Below are 20,119 nucleotides of genomic sequence, written 5' to 3' on the forward strand. Positions count from 1 at the left end.
TGCTTGCCGCTGTTATTTTTTTTGTGCCATCATTAAGGGATTGCTCACTGATAATAAGAATACTGTGCTTAAACTTTTAAAATTTATTCTTCCACCGCTTTTCACAGGCTTAGGCATTGCCTTTTTAGTCGTTTTGCTCAGTCCTACGATGCGCGCGGCGCTGTTTCCGAATGTCAGCCTACCGGATGCAATATCAACTCAACATATGAGTTTTGCGGATGCAGTCCATCGTGCTGCTCCTTCGGTAGTGACTATTTTTTCAGAAAGCATCAGTAATCAACCTCGTTATAAGCGACAAAATACCATTCAAGAGCTTGGCTCTGGTGTAATCATGTCGCAAGACGGGTATATTTTAACGAATTATCATGTCATTAATAATGCCGATCAAATCATTGTTATTTTAACTGATGGTCGTCGCTTTTATGATGTTCAGTTAATTGGCTTTGATACAATCACAGACTTGGCCTTATTAAAGATCAATTCTGATCATTTACCTGTTATCCCGATTAATGATGACTTCAAGCCTCGCGTTGGTGATGTTGTTTTAGCGATAGGTAACCCACTTAATTTAGGGCAAACAATTACTCAAGGTATTATCAGTGCAACAGGAAAACAAAAAATTACAGATAGTCCTTACAATAACTTGCTCCAGATGGACGCTGCAATAAACGTGGGTAACTCGGGTGGTGCATTAGTTAATTCTCGGGGTGATTTAGTTGGTATTACTTCTGCACAATTTAAAACCCGTGAAAATTTAGATATACAAGGTATTTTCTTTGCAGTGCCCTACTCACTGGCAAAGGATATTATGGACAAGCTGATTAAACATGGTCGTGTTGTCAGAGGCTATCTTGGCTTTACAGGTACGGCTGTTGATAGCACGGGTAAAGATGTGAGTGACAGCTACACACCCGTCACTGGAATGCGTATTAATAACCTCGATCCCCTAGGCCCTGCTTGGCAAGCGGGTATTAAAGAGCAAGATATTGTGATTAAGATCGCCGGCTTATCGGTTGCTAACCCACAGCAGGTTCTCGAAAAAATCGGGAACACCGAACCTGGCAAAGAAATTGAATTTGAGCTCTACCGTGATGGTAAAATATTGAAAATCATGGTGACAGTTGCTGAACTTGAAACCAAATTATAAGCACAAAAAAGGCCTAACTTAGTATTAGGCCTTTTTTACACTTAACGTTCTCTAACTAATTTGAGCGGCGCTTAATATTAGCGCCTAGCGCGCTAAGTTTATCCTCAATGCGCTGGTAACCACGATCAACGTGATAAATACGATCAACAATCGTCTCACCTTGCGCTACAATCCCCGTTAAGATAAGGCTCGCTGAAGCGCGTAGATCCGTTGCCATTACTTGTGCACCTGACAACTTATCGGTATCTCCACAAATCGCTGTATTTCCCTCTAAACGAATATTAGCCCCCATACGCTGCAACTCAGGCACGTGCATAAAACGGTTTTCGAAGATCGTTTCTGTAATTGTTGCACTGCCTTTTGCCACAACATTAAGTGCGGTAAATTGTGCTTGCATATCTGTTGGAAAACCTGGGTGTGGCATGGTTTTGATATTCACGGCTTTTAAATCACGGCCGCGCATATCTAGGTAAATACTGTTATCTGTCACTTCAACCAATGCATTAGTAGCACGTAGTTTTTCAATCACAGGATCAAGGCTATGGTAGTGGGTATTTTTACACAGTACCTCGCCACCGGCCATTGCCGCAGCAACCAAGAAAGTACCTGTCTCAATACGATCTGGCAATATGCTATATTCACAGCCAGAAAGCGACTCAACGCCTTCAATTTCGATTCGGCTCGTACCTGCCCCAGTGATCTTTGCGCCCATTGCGATTAAGCAATTAGCAAGGTCGGTAATTTCAGGCTCACGGGCTGCATTCTCAAGTACGGTTTTACCATCAGCCAGCGTTGCCGCCATTAATAAGTTTTCAGTAGCGCCGACACTGACCATTTCCATGAAAATCTCAGCACCTTTTAAGCGACCGTCAACTTTGGCATTTATATAACCGTTTTCAACCTTAATGGCCGCACCCATGCGCTCAAGACCCTGAATATGGATATCAACAGGACGAGCACCAATTGCACAGCCGCCAGGCAATGAAACTTGAGCTTCGCCAAAACGCGCAACCAGCGGCCCTAAAGCTAACACCGAGGCACGCATCTGCTTTACTAATTCATAAGGTGCAAGTGTCTTATTGACTGTTGCGCCATCAATTACAAGCTTATCTTGTTGCCACTCGACATTTGCGCCCAGCGTTTTTAACAAGGCTTCTGTGGTACCGATATCGCGCAAGCGAGGAACATTACTAAAGGTACTTTTGCCCTGTCCTAACAGTGCAGCAAAAAGGATTGGCAGAGCGGCATTTTTAGCGCCAGAGATAGTGACTTCACCAGCCAGTGATGTACCACCTTGAATAACAAATTGATCCATGAGGAGGTCCTGTGACTATTGTGGAAGTATAAATTTTTGTTCGCGTTTCCACTCTGTTGGTGTAAATGCTTTGATTGACACTGCGTGGATGGTACCGTCTGAGATAGTCGCCATTAATGGAGCATATACCAGTTGCTGCTTTTTAACGCGAGATAAACCATCAAAACACTCACCAACAGCAATCACTTCATAGTGGCTACCGTTTGCTTTAACAATTACTTCATCTAATTTTAATTCGTCGCGTAATAACGTTTCGACTTGGCTTGTTTCCATAAATCTCACTCAAAAAGGTTTGTGACCTGACCTAATTGCATTAATTTCTGCAGTTGATCAGGGCTGTTTTTCAGCTCAAGGCGCACACCTTGCTGCTTTAATTCTGCGAAAGAATGAATTAACCAAGCTAAGCCCGCCGTGTCAACCCTAGAGACCTCAGAAAGGTCAAAATACCATGTTTTATGCTTAGTTTGTGGCTTCATATTCAGAAGTCGTTCATGGCTGATAGAATTTCGAGTCAGTTCACCGCTGACTCGAAATTGGTCATCGTCGAGTTGAGTAATCGATACTTTACTCATTCCCACCTTCACCTCTAAATTGCACTGGCAGTTGGCTCTTTTGCTCTAGTAAGTCACTCACATGCTCAATACCTTGCTGACGTAAGATACCTTGAAACTCACTTTGCTTTGCATCCAGTAAACTGATCCCTTCTGCAATCATATCGTAAGCGCGCCAATCACCATCACGATCTTCACGTACTTTAAAATCAATTTTGATATCAGGTTTGCCCGACTCAACAATTTTTGTCTTAACTAAAACAACGTCTTGACCTTTAAAAGGCTGAGCAGGGCCAAACTCTACACTTTGATTGGTATATTGTGTGAATACACCTGCATACGTCGCAATTAAATACTTTTGAAACACGTCAATAAAGCGCTGTAACTCTTTAATTGCTTTTTCTTTTTCAGCCTTATCCTCGATTGCTCTTACTTTTGAAACATGATTACCCAAAACACGAAGCGCTGCGTATTTATAATCAATGTATGGCATCAACTCTTCTTCAACGATAACACGTAAGTGCTCTTTGTCTTTGGCAATTAATGGCTGATCTTTAGTAATACGTGCGAATGTATTGTCAGACACTTCACGCACCATTTTATATGGATCTTTTAAATCGACGGTTGGTTCAGCCGCGTTGGCACTTAGTGCACATACAGCACTTAAACATAACAAAAATTTCTTAAACATAATTACTCACCACCCTGGTTGAATAAGAACTGACCGATTAGCTCTTCAAGTACTAATGCTGATTTAGTATCAGTGATGTAATCACCATCAGCTAATGCTTTACTCTCGACACCAAATAGTTCATCTAAGCCTGCATCTTGCTCATCGGCAGTCACTTCACTTCCCATACAACGTTGCTCAGCTGACTGTGGCGCAATAACAGGATTAATACCTAAATATTGCTCACCCAAAATACCTGACGTTAAAATAGAGATTGATGTCGTGTCCGAAAACTTACATAAATAGTTCGCATCAATAGCCATGTTAACCACAGGAACAAACTCTTTAGGATGAATTGAGATAGACTCGACACGACCCACAACAACCCCCCCCACTTTTATTGGCGCACGCGCTTTTAAAGAGCCAATATTTTCAAACTTTGCATTAAGCTGGTAGGTCTCACCACTGCCGCTGATACCCGCATTGGCGACTTTAAATGCTAATAGCGCAAATGCAGCAATGCCAAGGGCTACAAAAAAGCCAACTAAAATTTCTAATTTCCGTGAATTCATCTTTATACCCTAATTAGCTGGTAAACATTACCGCTGTTAAAATAAAGTCAAAACCTAATACTGCCAGTGACGAGTGCACAACGGTTTCTGTTGTGGCTTTGCTTATCCCTTCTGAGGTTGGGATACAGTCATACCCTTTATAAAGAGCAATCCAAGTCACGATCATGGCAAAAACAAAACTTTTAATCATGCCGTTTACTATATCTTGTTGGAACGACACCTGCGATTGCATGATTGACCAGAAGCTCCCTGAGTCAACACCAAGCCAATCAACACCCACTAAATGAGCGCCTATAATAGCTACCGCAGAAAAGATAAGTGCCAATATGGGCATACTAATGAAACCAGCCCAGAATCGAGGCGCAATAATTCGCTTGAGCGGATCAATTGCCATCATCTCTAGACTCGATAGTTGCTCGGTTGCTTTCATTAAACCGATTTCCGCCGTTAAAGCACTTCCCGCTCGACCAGCAAAAAGCAGTGCTGTAACCACAGGCCCAAGCTCACGCAATAAACTAAGTGCAACCAATGGACCTAAACTGTCCTCAGCACCATAACCAACTAATACTGTGTAGCCTTGGAGCGCAAGTACCATACCTATAAATAAGCCTGACACCATAATAATAAGCAGCGATTGCGACCCCACCATATACAACTGGCGTATAAGTAAAGGTGTGCCCTTTTTAAAGTTCGGCTTGTTAACTAAGGCGCCAAATAACATTTGTGTAGAACGACCCAGAGCAGCAAAACGCCCTAAGGTTTTATGTCCTAGCTTTTGCAAAAGATCAAACATTGCGCACTCCTAATAACTCTTCACTGTATTCAGGAGCTGGGTAATGAAAAGGCACGGGGCCATCAGACAAACCTTTTAAGAATTGTTGTACTAATTCAGACTCGTGGTTCTGCATTTGCTCAGGGGAGCCTTCGCCTATCACCCCTTGTTCAGCAATTATAATAACATGGTCTGCAATGCTTAAAACTTCTGTGACATCATGTGTAACAATTAAAGAGGATAAACCGAGCACCTGATTAAGTGATTTTATGAGTTTCACTAACACCCCCATCGAAATAGGATCTTGGCCAGCAAAAGGCTCATCATACATAATGAGTTCAGGATCAAGTGCAATAGAGCGTGCCAGTGCAGCACGTCTTGCCATACCACCCGATAATTCAGATGGCATCAAATCTTGCGCACCACGTAAACCAACGGCTTGTAATTTCATTAACACGACAAGACGAATTAAGTCTTCACTGAGTTGCGTGTGTTCACGTAAAGGAAAAGCAATGTTATCAAATACAGTCATATCAGTGAACAAAGCGCCACTTTGAAATAACATGCTCATTTTTGTACGGGCAGCATAAAGTGCCTTGCGCGACATACTAGGGATACTCTGCCCTTCGAACAAAATGTCACCCGAGTCAGGCTTAAGTTGGCCACCGATTAAGCGTAACATGGTGGTTTTACCAATGCCGCTTGGTCCCATAATAGCGGTGATTTTGCCTTTCGGAATGTTAAAAGTCATATTTTTATATATGATTCTATCGCCCCGTGAAAAGGTTACATCCTTGATTTCTACTATTGATTGCGACAAGTCGCTCTCCATAACTTTTTTCACTAGTTTTGCCATTTTAAGGGTTTTTTAGTCAAGATGGAAAAAACAAATCGTAAAATTTTGTAATATTTTCTATCGAAATAATCTATGTTAGAAATGTCGAACTTAATACACGCTTAAATTTAGTTTCCAAAAAACACCCATTTAAAACATTCAGTCTATTCTTTTACTTATACTTTCAGGTTTGCTTTTGTTACTATTTGCAGTCATCTGTTTAAGTAATATTGGCGTATAAAAATGGTGACTTCTTTTGTCATTTTAATTATTGGTTTTGCCGCACTTGTATGGAGTGCAGACCGTTTTGTTTACGGGGCAGCGGCACTGGCAAAAAACATGGGGATCCCAACCCTAATCATTGGCCTTACGGTTGTTGCCATGGGTTCATCGGCACCAGAAATGATGGTATCAGCCTCAGCAGCCCTTGCAGGCAAAACAGATACCGCTGTAGGTAATGCTGTTGGCTCTAATATTACTAACATCCTACTAGTATTAGGCATTACAGCACTATTAAGGCCTTTATCTGTCTCTTCTACAACACTCAAACGTGAGATGCCGTTAGTACTCTTAGTGTCAGTTGCTTCTTGGTATATATTCTCTGATAACTTCTTTTCATTTGGTGAAGGTATTGCGCTATTTGTTGGCTTTATTGTTTTCCTTGTAGGCTTAGTTATTATTTCTTTAAGGGATAAAAACCAAGCGGATGACCCTTTCGTCTCTGAAGCATGTGAAGATATCCCGGATAATGTTTCTACAGGCTCAGCTTTGTTTTGGCTTGTTGTGGGTATGATCCTTCTTCCTATCAGTTCACACTTTCTGGTTGGCTCGGCAGTAGATATTGCAAAATACTTTGGCTTAAGCGACTTGGTGATTGGGTTAACCATCATTGCTATCGGCACCAGTTTACCTGAACTAGCAGCCTGTATTGCCGGTGTACTAAAGAATGAGGATGATTTAGCCTTAGGTAATATTGTTGGCTCGAACTTATTCAATCTGTTGGCAGTATTGCCCCTAGCAGGGATTATCAACCCATCAATCATCGACCCTTCAGCGGCAAACCGAGATGCTTTGATTATGATTGGAGCAACCATTGCTTTAATCGCCATGTCATTGAACTTAAGAGGTGCTCGTCGTATCAATAGAATCGAAGGTGGTTTATTGTTAATCGCATTTATTGCATACCAAGGCTATATTTTCAGCCAAATAGGATAACAAATGACGCAGCAAAGCTTTATTGCGCAAGGTAAGCGAGTTCTTGAAGTTGAAGCGCAAGCATTAAGAGAAATTGAACAGTATATCAATGCTGATTTTGAACATGCCTGCCAATTAATGTTTCATTGCACAGGGCGTATTATCGTCATAGGTATGGGTAAATCAGGCCATATTGGCAATAAAATAGCCGCAACATTAGCAAGTACTGGCACCCCTGCATTTTTTGTTCATCCGGGTGAAGCGAGTCATGGTGACTTAGGTATGATCACACGTGAAGATGTTGTGATGTGCATTTCAAATTCAGGTGAAACCAGTGAAGTGCTTGGTATTATCCCTGTTATTAAACGTATTGGCGCAAAAATGATATCTCTAACAGGTAACCCTAACTCAACTATGGGGAAGCTATCGGATGTCCATGTGTGCATCAAAGTTAGCCAAGAAGCGTGTCCATTGGGCCTCGCCCCTACTGCCAGCACCACTGCGACATTAGTTATGGGCGATGCGATAGCCGTTGCCCTACTCGAAGCGCGCGGTTTTACTGCCGATGACTTTGCTTTATCTCACCCTGGGGGGAGCCTAGGTAAGCGCTTATTACTGAGCCTTGAAGACGTCATGCATACCGGCAGTGCCACGCCTATCGTTACCGAATCCCAAAGTGTTAAAGATGCACTAATAGAAATGTCAGCCAAAGGCCTCGGTATGACAGCCATTGTCGATGAAAATAAAAAGCTTGCAGGTCTGTTTACTGACGGTGATTTACGCCGTATTTTAGAGCAACGCGTCGATATTCATAACACATCGATTAGCCAAGTAATGACACGCTCATGCACCACCGCACATGCAGATATGCTCGCTGCGGAAGCATTGAATATTATGGAGCGAAAACGCATTAACGGTTTAATAATAATAGATGAAAGTAATACACCGATTGGCGCACTTAATATGCAAGACCTTTTAAAAGCAGGGGTACTTTAAACATGACGTTTGCCGAGCTTTATCAGCCATTAAGCACAGATGTAAGCCAACGTGCTCAGAAAATAAAACTACTCATTTGCGATATTGATGGCGTTTTCTCTGATGGCCGTATTTACTTAGGAAATAACGGTGAAGAACTCAAAGCGTTTAATACCAAAGATGGCTTTGGTATCAAAGCATTAATAAATAGTGGCTTTGAGGTTGCGGTTATTACAGGGCGACATTCACAAATAGTTCAGCAACGCATGACTAGCCTAACAGTACAACACATCTATCAAGGTCAAGAAAACAAGCTTATTGCGTATCAAGAATTAAAAGACAAACTGGCTTTGACCGATGAGCAAATAGCTTATATCGGTGATGATGGCCCTGATTTACCCGTCATGGAAAAGGTAGGCTTTGCCGTTGCTGTAAACGATGCTCACCCACTTATAAAAAGACTCGCTCATTACACTACCATGTTACCCGGAGGGTTTGGTGCTGTGCGAGAGCTGACTGATTTATTAATGCTGGAAAACGCGAAAGCGTTAACAACTGATGGAACCAGCGCATGAATATAGCCCGTATTTTACTGAGTATTGTTTTTGTTTGTTGCATGATCTGGTTATGGTATCCGTACTTTAGCCAACCAACAGGCGCAATAAACAGTGAAGACGAGATAATCGCAACACCGGATTACACCGCCATTGCGCTAAAGCAAACTGCGTATGATGAGCAAGGTAACATCAGCCATAAAGTCGCTGCGGCTAAAATGGAGCTATACCAGCAATTAGGATTTACTTTTTTTGAACAGCCTATTTTTACCATTTATGGGGATCAACAGGTTTGGCAGGTAAAAGCAAAAGAGGCTACCTTGTACGAAAACGATCAACTCATTTTTGAAGGTGACGTTGTTGCAAAAAACCTAACTCATAATGGCATGATTGAAGATATCAACGCAGAAAATATCAATGTCGATATTGAAAAAATGACCATGTACTCAAAACAACCTGTTACATTAACAGGCCCAAACTTAAAGATTACCGGTAAAGGTTTAAAAGCCGATTTAAAAGCCGAAATCGTCGAGTTAACTAACCATACACGAACCATATACTATGACCAATAAACTTAAAAAATTACTTCTAATCCCAAGCTTATTGATTGCGTTTTCAAGCGCTGCTGCAGACCAAGCGGGTACTCCTATCAGCATTAGCTCAGATCGCCAAGTAGGTCAGTTAAAAAATGGTGTAGGGATTTTTGAAGAAAATGTAGAAATAACCCATGGTAATCGTCGTATTACCGCAGATCGCCTAGAAGCACATGCAGGTGAAGTTGATGGTACTGTTTCACTTATCATTGCCACAGGTAAGCCAGCCTACTTTGAAGAAAAACAAGAAGATGGCACGGTTATGAGCGCCAGCGCAGACGAAGTTCGTTACGATGTAGCAAAGCGTTTACTCACATTAGTTGGCGATGCGCAAGTGACACAAGCAGGGCAAAAAGTCAGCGCAAAAAGTATAACTTATGACATGGAACAACAGCTAATTAGTGCTGAAAAAGACGAAAACTCAACGGATCGTGTGCATACAATCTTAGTGCCTGTTGATAATAAAAAAGATGATAAAGGCCAGCCATGAGTACATTAAAAGCAGAGCTGCTAGCAAAGAGCTATAAAGGCCGCCAAGTTGTCAAAAATGTGGGACTAGAAGTCGAAGCAGGCAGTATTGTCGGCTTACTAGGTCCTAATGGTGCAGGTAAAACCACCACCTTTTATATGATTGTTGGGCTAGTGCCAAGCGACAAAGGTAAAATTAGCATTGATGACAACGACATCACTTTATTACCCATGCATAATCGTGCTCGATTAGGTATTGGCTATTTACCTCAAGAATCATCCATTTTTAGAAAGTTGACAGTCTACCAAAACCTGATGGCGATTCTTGAAACACGCAAAGATCTTAAAAAACAGCAACGAGAAGAAACACTCAATAACCTGCTTGATGAATTTAGTATTCAGCACATCCGAGATAGCCAAGGTATGGCGCTATCAGGAGGCGAGCGTCGCCGTGTTGAAATCGCGCGAGCATTAGCCGCAGATCCAAAATTTATTCTGCTAGATGAGCCTTTTGCTGGTGTTGATCCAATTTCAGTGTTAGATATAAAGAAAATTATAGAGCATTTGAAAAACCGTGGTATCGGTGTACTAATAACTGACCATAATGTTCGAGAAACCCTTGATGTTTGTGAAAAAGCCTACATTGTTTCTCATGGGGAGCTAATTGCATCAGGCACGCCTGAGCACGTATTAGCAGACCAAACGGTACGCGATGTCTATCTAGGCGAGCAATTCAGGTTGTAACCAATACACCACCGACTAGAGCATCTGCTAGACTTACAATAATGACAACATATTGATATTGACTCAAAGTAGTATCAATAAATGATTTAAAAGGATTGTTAGGGATACATGAGGCAATCATTACAGCTGCGCATGGGCCAGCAACTTACAATGACTCCACAACTGCAACAAGCCATTCGCTTATTGCAGCTTAGTACATTGGATCTCCAGCAAGAAATACAAGAAGCGCTTGATAGTAATCCTCTGCTTGAAGTGGAAGAAGCGGATTATAATGAAGAAGCGATCGGTAAAAACGAACAAAAATCTGACTCTGATGATTCACAAGTCGCAGCTACAGCAGAAGAAGCACCAAGTGAATACGAGCAAGAAAGCAGTGATGCACTCAATAAAGATACCGTCAGTGACGACCTAGCAATGGATGTCACGTGGGATGAGTACATGAGTGCAGCCCCTTCAACCTCGTCAGGGCCAATGCCAGAAGATGAGTCTATTTACCAAGGTGCGTCAACCGAAACTCTCCATGAATACCTGATGTGGCAACTACAGTTGACTCCATTTAGTCCGACCGACGAAGCAATTGCTGTTGCTATAGTCGAAGCTATCGATGACTCAGGTATTTTAACTGTGAGTTGTGAGGATATTGTTGAAAGCTTTAATCAAAATGATGATGAAGAAGAAATAGAACTTGATGAAGTCGAAGCGGTCTTAAAAAGAATACAGTTATTTGATCCTGTCGGCATTGGTGCTCGCAGCTTACAAGAGTGCCTATGTATACAACTTCGTCAATTCGATGCAGATACACCTTATTTGGCTGAAACTAAAATGGTTTTATCTGAGCACATCGAATTATTAGCAAGTCGCGACTATCGTACTTTGATGAAAAAGACTAAGCTTAAAGAAAACGAGCTTAAAGAAGTGATGACGCTTATCCATAGCTTGAACCCTAAGCCTGCAGATAGCATCGTACGTGAAGAGTCTGAATACGTCATACCTGATGTATCGGTAAAAAAAGTAAAAGGTCGTTGGGTGGTTGAGCTAAACCCTGACTGTATGCCAAAGATCAGAGTAAACAGCCAGTATGCGGCTATGTCACGCTCTGTAAAATCAAGCAGTGACAGCCAGTTTATTCGCTCTCATCTGCAAGAAGCTAAGTGGTTTATTAAAAGCTTAGAGAGCCGGAATGATACTTTATTAAAAGTAACGAACTGTATTGTTCAACAACAACAAGCTTTCTTTGAACACGGCCCAGAAGCGATGAAGCCGATGGTGCTAAATGATGTCGCTGAAATGGTCGAAATGCATGAATCGACGATTTCACGGGTAACAACGCAAAAATATATGCATACCCCAAGGGGTATTTTTGAGTTGAAATATTTCTTCTCAAGCCACGTCAGCACAGAAAATGGTGGCGAGTGTTCATCAACGGCAATACGCGCTTTAATCAAAAAGCTTATTGCCGCAGAAAACTCAGCGAAGCCATTGAGTGACAGTAAGATTGCAGATATATTGGCTGAGCAAGGAATTAAAGTAGCTAGACGTACAATTGCAAAATACCGAGAGTCTCTAGCAATACCGCCGTCTAATCAGCGTAAAAGCTTGATTTAGACGTTTTACATAGAAGGAAAATGCTTATGCAACTAAACCTAACTGGTCGTCATGTAGAAATCACAGATTCATTAAAAGACTATGTAAACACCAAGTTTGCGAAACTAGAAAGGCATTTTGATCATATTAATAATGTTCATGTCATTCTAGATGTAGAAAAATTAAGTCAAAAAGCAGAAGCAACTTTACATGTAAACGGAGGCGAACTGTTTGCCTCTACAGAGCATCAAGATATGTACGCGGCCATCGACTCGCTAATTGATAAGCTTGATCGCCAAGTTATTAAACACAAAGAGAAATTAGCTCGACACTAAATTATGAAACTTAGTTCACTTACTAGCCAGGACTGCAGCAAAGCTGCGGTCCTTTTTAATAGCAAAAAAAGAATTCTCGAATTTATCAGCGAACTCGCTCATGAGCAGCTTCCTCATCTATCGCAGCAAGATATTCTTAATGCTTTACTCAATCGAGAAAAGTTGGGGAGTACAGGAATTGGTAGAGGCATTGCTATTCCGCATGGCCGTATGTCGGGTGCTGATAAACCACATGCGTTTATTATAGTGAGCGAATCGCCAATTAACTTTGATGCAATTGACAACCGCCCTGTTGATATTTTTGTTGCACTCATCGTACCTGATGGAGACTGCCAACTTCATTTAAAGACCTTATCAACAATTGCTGATAGACTAAAAGATAAAGAATTTTGTAAACAGTTACGCAGCGCAAAAACCGATCAGGAACTGTTTCAAGTTATTGCATCAGAGGCATAAATGGAATTAATTATTATCAGTGGCCGTTCTGGCTCAGGTAAATCAGTCGCTTTACGAGTCCTTGAGGACCTTGGTTATTATTGCGTTGATAATATTCCTGTAAACCTATTACCTTCGCTAGTGCGTAGTGTCTCTGATAATTACGACAAAATAGCGGTCAGTATCGATGTGCGTAACCTGCCAAAAGAGCAACAAGAATTTAATGATATTCTTGAATACTTGCCAGGTTTCGCCAATCCAACATTATTTTACCTTGATAGTGATGATCAAACACTCATTAAACGTTTCTCTGAGACAAGACGTTTACACCCGCTTTCTTTAGATTCTTTACCGCTCGATTTAGCAATTAAGCAAGAAAAAATACTGCTTGATGTCCTAATTACCCGCGCTGATTTTATGATCGACACAACGGATTTAAGTGTACATCAGCTAGCAGAGTCAATTCGTGAGAAGATTCTTGGTAAAAAAGATAAAAAGCTCATTATTACCTTTATGTCATTTGGCTTTAAGCATGGTATCCCGAAAGAAGCTGACTATGTATTTGATGCACGCTTTTTACCAAACCCGCACTGGGAGCCAGATCTTAAGCCACTTACGGGGCTCGACCAACCAGTTAAAGATTACCTTGCAAGCCATAGCATAGTGCAAAAATTTACTTGGCAGATTCAAACCTTTGTGCAAACGTGGTTACCACACCTTGAACGCAATAACCGCAGTTATTTAACTATCGCAATTGGCTGCACGGGTGGACAGCATCGCTCTGTTTACTTAGCACAGACGATTGGTGAAAGTTTCGCGAAAAGCCATGCGAATGTAAAAATTCGCCATCGTGAGCAAGACTTATAACAAGGGCTTTAACATGTATGCTGAAAATACGTTTTTAATTCAAAACAAACTTGGCTTACACGCGCGCGCAGCAACTGTACTTGCACAACTTGCACTGCAATTTGATGCTAAAATTATGTTATATCAAGATGACAAAGAAGCTGAAGGTGACAGTGTACTTGCTCTAATGTTATTAGAGAGCAGTCAAGGTAAAGAAGTTCGAGTTGTATGCGAAGGCCCTGATGCAACTGCTGCACTTAATGCAATAGGTGAATTAATAGCACAACGCTTTCATGAGCAAGAATAGCATTTGCTAAGCACGAAAGATTTACGTTAAACTTAACTTAGATATTTAAATTTCTCTTAAATATCTTACTTTTAAGTCATTCGTTCATCTTATATAACAAATATTCTTAATATAATGGTTGCTTTAAACGATAACTCAGCAAATTTATTATTGTGCAACTATGCTGTATTTATTTAGCCAGAGCTAACTTTTTTAGTTGTAAGGACGCCAATGCCAGAAGCCTTTGAACAAGATTACCCACTACAACAACTTAAACAGGTGACCAAGTCACTTAATAGTGGTCAATTTGTTCAAGTGCGCGGTATGCTAGCTAAAACAGCACCTTGCGATACAGCACTGTTACTTGAGTCATCTCCTCATAAAATCCGCCGCATGTTGTGGCAACTCGTTGATCCGGATGTACGTGGTGACGTACTTGAAGAGCTGTCAGAAGATGTACGTCTTGGTATTATTGCCCAGATGGAACCTGAGCATATTGCCGCCGCAACTGAGGACATGGACGATGATGACTTAGGTGAAGTACTTCGTAGCTTACCTGATACTGTCTATCAAGATGTTGTCGGGGCTATGGATACGCAAGATAGAGAAAGAGCGACTCAAGCACTTTCTTATCAGGAGCGCTCTGCAGGCGCACTAATGAATAGTGATACTGTCACTATTCGCCCCGATGTTACATTAGACGTTGTACTGCGTTATTTACGTCTACGTGGTGAGCTACCTGAAGGTACAGATGATCTGTACGTGGTTGATAAACATAACTGCTTTTTAGGCGCCTTGTCATTAACGACACTTTTAACCAGCCCACCAGACAAAATTGTTCGCGACTTAATGGATGAAGAATGTGAGTCTATTCTCATTTCGATGGACGAAAGTGATGTTGCTCAACTATTCGAGCGTCATAACTGGATTTCCGCGCCTGTTGTGGATGATAACGCCCACTTGCTTGGTCGTATAACCATCGATGACATCGTTGACGTCATTCGTGAAGATGCAGAGCATAGCATGCTTAGCCTAGCGGGTCTTGATGATGAAGAAGACACCTTTGCACCCGTTCTGAAAAGCTCGCAGCGTCGCTCTATTTGGCTTGGGGTTAACCTATTAACCGCATTGTTAGCTGCCATCGTTGCAAGCTTCTTTGAAAACACCTTAGCAATCTTACCAATCCTGGCGGTACTTAATGGAATTGTGCCTTCAATGGGAGGAGTTGCTGGTAGCCAAACACTTACCTTAGTTATTCGTGGTATAGCCGTTGGCCATATTAATCAAACTAACCAACGCTTTTTATTACTCAAAGAGCTCGCGATTGGGGCGCTAAATGGTGTTATTTGGTCGATATTAATCGCCGGTGTTGTCGCGCTCTGGCAGTGGGACTTTAAGCTCGGTGCGGTGCTAGCCTTCGCGATGTTTATGAATCTCGTTGCTGCAGGTATTGCTGGTGCAAGCATTCCTTTAATCTTAAAGAAAATGAAAATTGACCCTGCTCTTGCAGGCAGTGTCGTGCTGACCACCGTCACCGATATTGTGGGTATTTTTGCCTTTTTAGGCACCGCAACCTGGTTATTAATCTAATTTAATATAAAAACGGCCCTTCTAAGGGCCGTATTTATATTTACTTTGCACGCTGCTTATTTTTACCCACTCTAGGTTTAGTATTGGCCTTTTTAAACTGGCTAAAACCAGTATGACGTGTCAGTGCTGCACGGCCTTTACCGCCCTTCCCTTTCGCTGCTTTCTCGTTGCGGCCCTCTTCAGGCACCAAGCAATTTGGTCCTTTACCAATTAGGTTCGCCTTACCCATTTTTTTTAGCGCTTCACGGATCATTGGCCAACCTGCTGGATCATGATAACGCAATATAGCCTTGTGTAAACGACGCTGGCGTGCACCTTTTGGCACAGCTACTTGCTCAGTATTGTTTTTAATATTACGCAGCGAGTTCATCTCAGTGTGATAGATCGTTGTTGCATTTGCCATGGGTGATGGATAAAAGTTTTGTACTTGATCAAGTTTAAAGTCATGAGACTTTAACCACAGCGCCATGTTCACCATATCTTCGTCTTTGGTGCCTGGATGAGCAGAAATAAAATACGGGATCAAGTACTGCTTCTTACCCGCTTCTTTCGAATACTTATCAAATAACTCTTTAAACTTATCGTAGGCACCCATACCCGGCTTCATCATTTTAGAGAGTGGGCCATCTTCAGTATGCTCTGGAGCTATTTTCAAGTAACCACCAACATGGTGAGTAACTAACTCTTTTACATAACGAGGATCTTCAACTGCTAAGTCATAACGAACGCCAGAGGCAATTAAAATCTTCTTCACACCTTTAACATCACGAGCCTTTTTATAAAGTTCGATAGTTGGCGTGTGATCAGTGTCCATATGCTTACAAATATCAGGGTATACACAGGATAAACGACGACACGTGCTTTCTGCCTTTTTGCTCTTACAGCGTAACTTATACATATTCGCTGTCGGCCCGCCTAAGTCAGAAATAACCCCTGTAAAACCTGGCACTTTGTCACGAATTTGCTCAATTTCATCAATGATAGATTGCTCAGAACGGCTTTGGATAATGCGCCCTTCATGTTCAGTAATCGAACAGAATGAACACCCGCCGAAACAGCCACGCATAATATTTACTGAGGTTTTGATCATCTCGTAGGCAGGGATTTTCTCATCACCATAACTTGGGTGTGGAATACGCTGATAAGGTAAACCGAATACCCCATCCATCTCTTCTGTTTCAAGTGGGAATGCAGGCGGATTGACCCAAATAGAACGATCGCCATGACGTTGAAATAACGCACGCGCACAGCCAGGGTTTGTTTCTTGATGCAAAATACGCGATGCATGGGCATAAAGTGGTTTATTCACACTCACTTGCTCATACGCTGGTAGCTTAACGTAGGTCTTTTCCCAAGGCTTGGGGCGCGCAGGCTGAATAGTAATTGGTTTAGCAGCCTCGGCGGTTAAATCAATACCCGCTTGTTTAAACTCAGACTTACTACAACCCACATCATCGGCACCGTACGGGTTTGGAATGGGATCAATCTTACCGATTTTATCGATGGCAGTGGAATCACTACCACGCCAGCCTGGTAAAGGCTCTTTACGAATAACCGCAGTACCGCGGATATCTTGAATTGTCTCTATGGCTTCGCCACCAGCGATGCGGTGAGCAACCTCAACTAGTGGGCGCTCGGCATTACCGTAAATAAGAATATCCGCTTTGGCATCAAACAACACACTACGGCGTACTTTTTCTTGCCAATAATCATAATGAGCAATTCGACGTAAACTCGCCTCAATACCACCAATGATCAATGGTACATCTTTATAGGCCTCGCGGCAGCGTTGACTGTATACAACCACTGCGCGATCAGGACGCTTACCGCCAACATTACCTGGGGTGTAAGCATCATCATGACGAATACGTTTTTCTGCGGTATAACGGTTGATCATTGAGTCCATGTTACCCGCGGTTACACCAAAGAATAAGTTAGGCTTACCTAACGCCATAAAAGCATCTTTAGAGTTCCAATCAGGCTGGGCAATGATACCAACACGAAACCCCTGCGATTCAAGCATGCGACCAATCACCGCCATACCAAAGCTAGGATGGTCAACATACGCATCACCACTGACGATAATAATGTCACAGCTATCCCAGCCCAACGCATCCATCTCAGCGCGAGTAGTGGGTAAAAATGGCGCTGTGCCATAGCATTCGGCCCAATATTTAGGATAAGAAAACAGGCCGCGCTCGGCTTTTAATGCGCTCATAAAATATACTCTGCTACCAAAAGGGGGCGAATTATACCCCACTATGAATCATTATTATAGAAAACAAAACGCCCTTCAATTTGAAGGGCGTTAGCATGTGAGTTTATTTTTTAAAGAGCCACTTAATGCTTGGCTTGCAAATACGTTATTAACTCTTTTTCTGGCATAGGCTTAGCATACATAAAGCCTTGTACTTCATCACAGCCAAGTTCTACTAGATAATCAGCTTGAGCTTGTGTTTCCACCCCTTCTGCGATGGTTTTCAAGCCGAGTCTTGCGCCTAAAGAAATAATTAATGCTGCAATTGCTTCACTATCCTTATCTGGTAAGTCTTTAACAAATGCCCTATCAATTTTTAAGCGATCTAACGGGAGTTGTTGTAAATAACTGAGTGATGAAAACCCTGTACCAAAATCATCAATCGCAATCTCTATGCCAAACTCTTTCAATTCTTTTAAGGTGGTAATAACACTAGCAAGTTCGTCCATAACCACGCTTTCTGTTACTTCTAACTCTATAAATTGCGGCTTAACCTGGTATTGGTTTAATGTATTTTTTACCTGCTGTGCGTAACCTTTCACTTTAAACTGAGGCACTGACACATTAACCGCTATACTAATTTCGATGCCCATAGCTTCTAGTCGCTTTTGCTGCATACATGCTTGTTCTAGTACCCATTGGCCAATATCAACAATTAAGCCAGCATCTTCTGCCATAGGCACAAAAATAGCCGGAGAAATATATTGACCATTTCCAGAGGGCCAACGCAACAATGCTTCACAGCCAATAATCTCAAGGGTCGTTAAATCAAGTTGTGGTTGAAACCATACTTCTAGCTTACGTTGCTCAAAGTCTTGACGTAACTGTCTGATAATTCCTAATCGCCACGCCATTTTTTCTTCCATATCAGGCGTATAAGTAACCACGGCTTCCATTGACTGCTTTTTAGCTTGGTTTAGCGCGATATAACCTAATTTTAAAGTCTCGATCCCTGCTTGCTGAAAATCACTTTGGTTACATAAACCTATTTTAAAATTAATAGGTAAAATATGTTCCCCTGCATTAAATGGTAAACTCAAATGCTCTCGAAGTAGCTCAAGATCATACTGCTCTTTTGGCAATAGCAAACCAAATACATCCGCACCAATGCGCGATATTAGCTCTGCATTAGGGTATTCTTGCTCAAGCCTTTCAACGATGGCCATTAACAACAGGTTGCCAATTTCTTGACCTAAGCCATTGTTTATATCTGAAAAATGCGCAACATCTATTAATAAAAATACGTAATCATTTTTATTTGGCTGGTAGAAGCGTTCAATTTTGTTCATAAAATCATTACGGTTAGGCAGGCCCGTTAAGATATCTTTATAGGCAGCATCACGCAGACGATTAAATAAACGAACATTATCTAATCCCACACTTACGTTGGTGAGGAATATTTCAGCAAACTGAAGTTGTGACGGGCTTGGAATATGCTCTGTTTCCAAATAGATTGCAGCTTGACGGTTTTTACTTTTCAGTAAGTAGGTGCTATCAATATCTGTATGTTGGTGCTGTGACTGCTCTAGGCAATTTTTAACTTGTAAAATAATGCGACCATCATCAAGTTGCTCAATACCTTGTCCAATAAAACTGTTATATTCTGCACAGCCCCCTAACACACATATTTGATTATCATCTTCTAAGGAGCCACACACGACCCCTTTCGGCTCACAATCTAAAATAAACGATAACTGTTTAATCACAGCCATCGTAAATGCTTTAATATCAGTAAACCCTAAAATAGCTTTTGAAGCATAAAGAATGTTGTTCAGCGCACGACTTTGAAACTCAAGCTGACAAACTTGCTCATACGAGCGAATAGCAGTAACCAGTGATGTAATTAGCTTACTACGTGTTAATTCTGTTTTCGTCTTATAATCATTAATATCATACTCACGAATTACTTTTTCTTCTGGGGCATAACCTGGTTGCCCTGTACGTAAAATAATACGTACGTTATGGTTATTTAGGCATTCGCGAACTTGTTTAACAACCTGCAAGCCTGCATCATCAGACTCCATTACAACATCAAGTAATACAACAGAAATAGATAAATTTTCTTTAAGGACAGTGAGCGCTTCGGCCCCTGAGTAGGCATGGTGAAAGCGTAACGTTTTATCCCAAAACTCTACACCAGAAAGAGCAAGTTTAGTCACAGAGTGTATCTCAGGATCATCATCAACAATTAATACATCCCAAAAATCCGAAACAGACTCCTCTAGCGGCTGCTCATCATCCTGATCACTAAATAAAAAGTCGTTACTCTCTGATGCCATTAATAATTCCTTAGACTACTCATCCAAAAACTGCAACGATGACTCCGTCCCATTTTACAGCCTTGATGGAAAATTCTACCACTTAATTTGACTATGATACATTGCTGATAACTTATA

At 41.6% G+C, this 20,119-nt stretch carries 22 protein-coding genes; 13 read left to right on the plus strand and 9 right to left on the minus strand.

The window, feature by feature from the left end; genetic code table 11:
* The first annotated feature begins 64 nt into the window (after positions 1-64).
* A complete protein-coding gene (locus L3V38_RS16350) occupies positions 65-1,147 on the plus strand; it encodes a trypsin-like peptidase domain-containing protein (protein ID WP_130149369.1) in 1,083 nt (360 codons plus the stop codon).
* A 55-nt stretch (positions 1,148-1,202) separates the two neighbouring features.
* On the opposite strand, the gene murA is transcribed toward L3V38_RS16350, so the two are convergent.
* The 7 genes from murA to L3V38_RS16385 are packed head-to-tail and all read right to left on the minus strand — an operon-like array spanning position 1,203 to position 5,859.
* Complete coding sequence (murA, locus tag L3V38_RS16355; protein ID WP_062568569.1) at positions 1,203-2,462, minus strand: UDP-N-acetylglucosamine 1-carboxyvinyltransferase; 1,260 nt, start codon at positions 2,460-2,462, stop codon at positions 1,203-1,205.
* 15 nt (positions 2,463-2,477) lie between these two features.
* The gene (locus L3V38_RS16360) at positions 2,478-2,735 is read right to left on the minus strand and encodes a BolA family protein (protein ID WP_062568568.1); all 258 of its coding nucleotides are present in this window, start codon (positions 2,733-2,735) and stop codon (positions 2,478-2,480) included.
* A gap of 5 nt (positions 2,736-2,740) precedes the next feature.
* A complete protein-coding gene (locus L3V38_RS16365; RefSeq protein ID WP_130149368.1) occupies positions 2,741-3,034 on the minus strand; it encodes an STAS domain-containing protein in 294 nt (97 codons plus the stop codon).
* Positions 3,027-3,704, minus strand: a complete 678-nt coding sequence (locus tag L3V38_RS16370; protein WP_237120041.1) for an ABC transporter substrate-binding protein — start codon at positions 3,702-3,704, stop codon at positions 3,027-3,029. The genes L3V38_RS16365 and L3V38_RS16370 overlap by 8 nt, the downstream gene beginning before the upstream one ends.
* A gap of 2 nt (positions 3,705-3,706) precedes the next feature.
* Positions 3,707-4,255 carry an outer membrane lipid asymmetry maintenance protein MlaD gene (gene mlaD / locus L3V38_RS16375; protein WP_130149366.1) on the minus strand — a complete coding sequence of 183 codons (549 nt, stop codon included), beginning with the start codon at positions 4,253-4,255 and terminating at the stop codon, positions 3,707-3,709.
* 13 nt (positions 4,256-4,268) lie between these two features.
* Complete coding sequence (gene mlaE / locus L3V38_RS16380) at positions 4,269-5,048, minus strand: lipid asymmetry maintenance ABC transporter permease subunit MlaE (RefSeq protein ID WP_062568564.1); 780 nt, start codon at positions 5,046-5,048, stop codon at positions 4,269-4,271.
* Positions 5,041-5,859 (minus strand): ATP-binding cassette domain-containing protein, encoded by an 819-nt coding sequence (locus tag L3V38_RS16385; RefSeq protein WP_130149631.1) that lies wholly within the window; start codon positions 5,857-5,859, stop codon positions 5,041-5,043. The genes mlaE and L3V38_RS16385 overlap by 8 nt, the downstream gene beginning before the upstream one ends.
* A 246-nt stretch (positions 5,860-6,105) precedes the next feature.
* Here L3V38_RS16385 and L3V38_RS16390 point away from each other — a divergent pair, with 246 nt between their 5' ends.
* The 12 genes from L3V38_RS16390 to mgtE all read left to right on the plus strand — a co-directional run bounded on the left by L3V38_RS16390 (position 6,106) and on the right by mgtE (position 15,466).
* A complete protein-coding gene (locus L3V38_RS16390; protein ID WP_237120042.1) occupies positions 6,106-7,077 on the plus strand; it encodes a calcium/sodium antiporter in 972 nt (323 codons plus the stop codon).
* Positions 7,078-7,080: 3 nt separating this feature from the next.
* A complete protein-coding gene (locus L3V38_RS16395; protein ID WP_062568561.1) occupies positions 7,081-8,052 on the plus strand; it encodes a KpsF/GutQ family sugar-phosphate isomerase in 972 nt (323 codons plus the stop codon).
* 2 nt (positions 8,053-8,054) lie between these two features.
* Positions 8,055-8,606 (plus strand): 3-deoxy-manno-octulosonate-8-phosphatase KdsC, encoded by a 552-nt coding sequence (gene kdsC, locus L3V38_RS16400; protein ID WP_130149364.1) that lies wholly within the window; start codon positions 8,055-8,057, stop codon positions 8,604-8,606.
* On the plus strand, positions 8,603-9,157 hold the full coding sequence (gene lptC / locus L3V38_RS16405) for an LPS export ABC transporter periplasmic protein LptC (protein WP_062568559.1): 555 nt from the start codon (positions 8,603-8,605) through the stop codon (positions 9,155-9,157). The genes kdsC and lptC overlap by 4 nt, the downstream gene beginning before the upstream one ends.
* The gene (gene lptA, locus L3V38_RS16410) at positions 9,147-9,668 is read left to right on the plus strand and encodes a lipopolysaccharide transport periplasmic protein LptA (RefSeq protein WP_062568558.1); all 522 of its coding nucleotides are present in this window, start codon (positions 9,147-9,149) and stop codon (positions 9,666-9,668) included. Before lptC ends, lptA begins: the two co-directional genes overlap by 11 nt.
* Positions 9,665-10,390 (plus strand): LPS export ABC transporter ATP-binding protein, encoded by a 726-nt coding sequence (gene lptB, locus L3V38_RS16415; protein WP_062568557.1) that lies wholly within the window; start codon positions 9,665-9,667, stop codon positions 10,388-10,390. Before lptA ends, lptB begins: the two co-directional genes overlap by 4 nt.
* Positions 10,391-10,498: 108 nt before the next feature.
* Positions 10,499-11,995, plus strand: a complete 1,497-nt coding sequence (locus L3V38_RS16420; protein WP_130149363.1) for an RNA polymerase factor sigma-54 — start codon at positions 10,499-10,501, stop codon at positions 11,993-11,995.
* 26 nt (positions 11,996-12,021) lie between these two features.
* On the plus strand, positions 12,022-12,309 hold the full coding sequence (gene hpf, locus L3V38_RS16425) for a ribosome hibernation promoting factor (protein ID WP_062568555.1): 288 nt from the start codon (positions 12,022-12,024) through the stop codon (positions 12,307-12,309).
* 3 nt (positions 12,310-12,312) lie between these two features.
* On the plus strand, positions 12,313-12,765 hold the full coding sequence (gene ptsN / locus L3V38_RS16430; RefSeq protein WP_062568554.1) for a PTS IIA-like nitrogen regulatory protein PtsN: 453 nt from the start codon (positions 12,313-12,315) through the stop codon (positions 12,763-12,765).
* On the plus strand, positions 12,766-13,611 hold the full coding sequence (gene rapZ / locus L3V38_RS16435; protein ID WP_130149362.1) for an RNase adapter RapZ: 846 nt from the start codon (positions 12,766-12,768) through the stop codon (positions 13,609-13,611).
* A 13-nt stretch (positions 13,612-13,624) separates the two neighbouring features.
* On the plus strand, positions 13,625-13,897 hold the full coding sequence (locus L3V38_RS16440) for an HPr family phosphocarrier protein (protein WP_062568552.1): 273 nt from the start codon (positions 13,625-13,627) through the stop codon (positions 13,895-13,897).
* Positions 13,898-14,107: 210 nt separating this feature from the next.
* On the plus strand, positions 14,108-15,466 hold the full coding sequence (mgtE, locus tag L3V38_RS16445; protein ID WP_237120043.1) for a magnesium transporter: 1,359 nt from the start codon (positions 14,108-14,110) through the stop codon (positions 15,464-15,466).
* A gap of 40 nt (positions 15,467-15,506) precedes the next feature.
* Here the strand turns inward: mgtE and L3V38_RS16450 are convergent, their stop codons facing one another.
* Complete coding sequence (locus L3V38_RS16450; RefSeq protein WP_237120044.1) at positions 15,507-17,684, minus strand: YgiQ family radical SAM protein; 2,178 nt, start codon at positions 17,682-17,684, stop codon at positions 15,507-15,509.
* Between the two features lie 122 nt (positions 17,685-17,806).
* The gene (locus L3V38_RS16455) at positions 17,807-20,002 is read right to left on the minus strand and encodes an EAL domain-containing protein (protein WP_130149359.1); all 2,196 of its coding nucleotides are present in this window, start codon (positions 20,000-20,002) and stop codon (positions 17,807-17,809) included.
* Positions 20,003-20,119 lie beyond the last annotated feature (117 nt).

Origin of the sequence: Pseudoalteromonas sp. L1, assembly GCF_021728095.1 — a bacterium.
Classification (GTDB): domain Bacteria; phylum Pseudomonadota; class Gammaproteobacteria; order Enterobacterales; family Alteromonadaceae; genus Pseudoalteromonas.

Coding starts and splice junctions, on each gene's coding strand:
- L3V38_RS16420 (WP_130149363.1), top strand. CDS start 10,499: ATGAGGCAATCATTACAGCTGCGCATGGGCCAGCAACTTACAATGACT.
- hpf (WP_062568555.1), top strand. CDS start 12,022: ATGCAACTAAACCTAACTGGTCGTCATGTAGAAATCACAGATTCATTA.
- mlaD (WP_130149366.1), bottom strand. CDS start 4,255: ATGAATTCACGGAAATTAGAAATTTTAGTTGGCTTTTTTGTAGCCCTT.
- rapZ (WP_130149362.1), top strand. CDS start 12,766: ATGGAATTAATTATTATCAGTGGCCGTTCTGGCTCAGGTAAATCAGTC.
- L3V38_RS16370 (WP_237120041.1), bottom strand. CDS start 3,704: ATGTTTAAGAAATTTTTGTTATGTTTAAGTGCTGTATGTGCACTAAGT.
- mgtE (WP_237120043.1), top strand. CDS start 14,108: ATGCCAGAAGCCTTTGAACAAGATTACCCACTACAACAACTTAAACAG.
- ptsN (WP_062568554.1), top strand. CDS start 12,313: ATGAAACTTAGTTCACTTACTAGCCAGGACTGCAGCAAAGCTGCGGTC.
- L3V38_RS16450 (WP_237120044.1), bottom strand. CDS start 17,684: ATGAGCGCATTAAAAGCCGAGCGCGGCCTGTTTTCTTATCCTAAATAT.
- mlaE (WP_062568564.1), bottom strand. CDS start 5,048: ATGTTTGATCTTTTGCAAAAGCTAGGACATAAAACCTTAGGGCGTTTT.
- L3V38_RS16440 (WP_062568552.1), top strand. CDS start 13,625: ATGTATGCTGAAAATACGTTTTTAATTCAAAACAAACTTGGCTTACAC.
- kdsC (WP_130149364.1), top strand. CDS start 8,055: ATGACGTTTGCCGAGCTTTATCAGCCATTAAGCACAGATGTAAGCCAA.
- L3V38_RS16390 (WP_237120042.1), top strand. CDS start 6,106: ATGGTGACTTCTTTTGTCATTTTAATTATTGGTTTTGCCGCACTTGTA.
- L3V38_RS16360 (WP_062568568.1), bottom strand. CDS start 2,735: ATGGAAACAAGCCAAGTCGAAACGTTATTACGCGACGAATTAAAATTA.
- lptA (WP_062568558.1), top strand. CDS start 9,147: ATGACCAATAAACTTAAAAAATTACTTCTAATCCCAAGCTTATTGATT.
- murA (WP_062568569.1), bottom strand. CDS start 2,462: ATGGATCAATTTGTTATTCAAGGTGGTACATCACTGGCTGGTGAAGTC.
- lptC (WP_062568559.1), top strand. CDS start 8,603: ATGAATATAGCCCGTATTTTACTGAGTATTGTTTTTGTTTGTTGCATG.
- L3V38_RS16455 (WP_130149359.1), bottom strand. CDS start 20,002: ATGGCATCAGAGAGTAACGACTTTTTATTTAGTGATCAGGATGATGAG.
- L3V38_RS16365 (WP_130149368.1), bottom strand. CDS start 3,034: ATGAGTAAAGTATCGATTACTCAACTCGACGATGACCAATTTCGAGTC.
- L3V38_RS16395 (WP_062568561.1), top strand. CDS start 7,081: ATGACGCAGCAAAGCTTTATTGCGCAAGGTAAGCGAGTTCTTGAAGTT.
- L3V38_RS16385 (WP_130149631.1), bottom strand. CDS start 5,859: ATGGAGAGCGACTTGTCGCAATCAATAGTAGAAATCAAGGATGTAACC.
- lptB (WP_062568557.1), top strand. CDS start 9,665: ATGAGTACATTAAAAGCAGAGCTGCTAGCAAAGAGCTATAAAGGCCGC.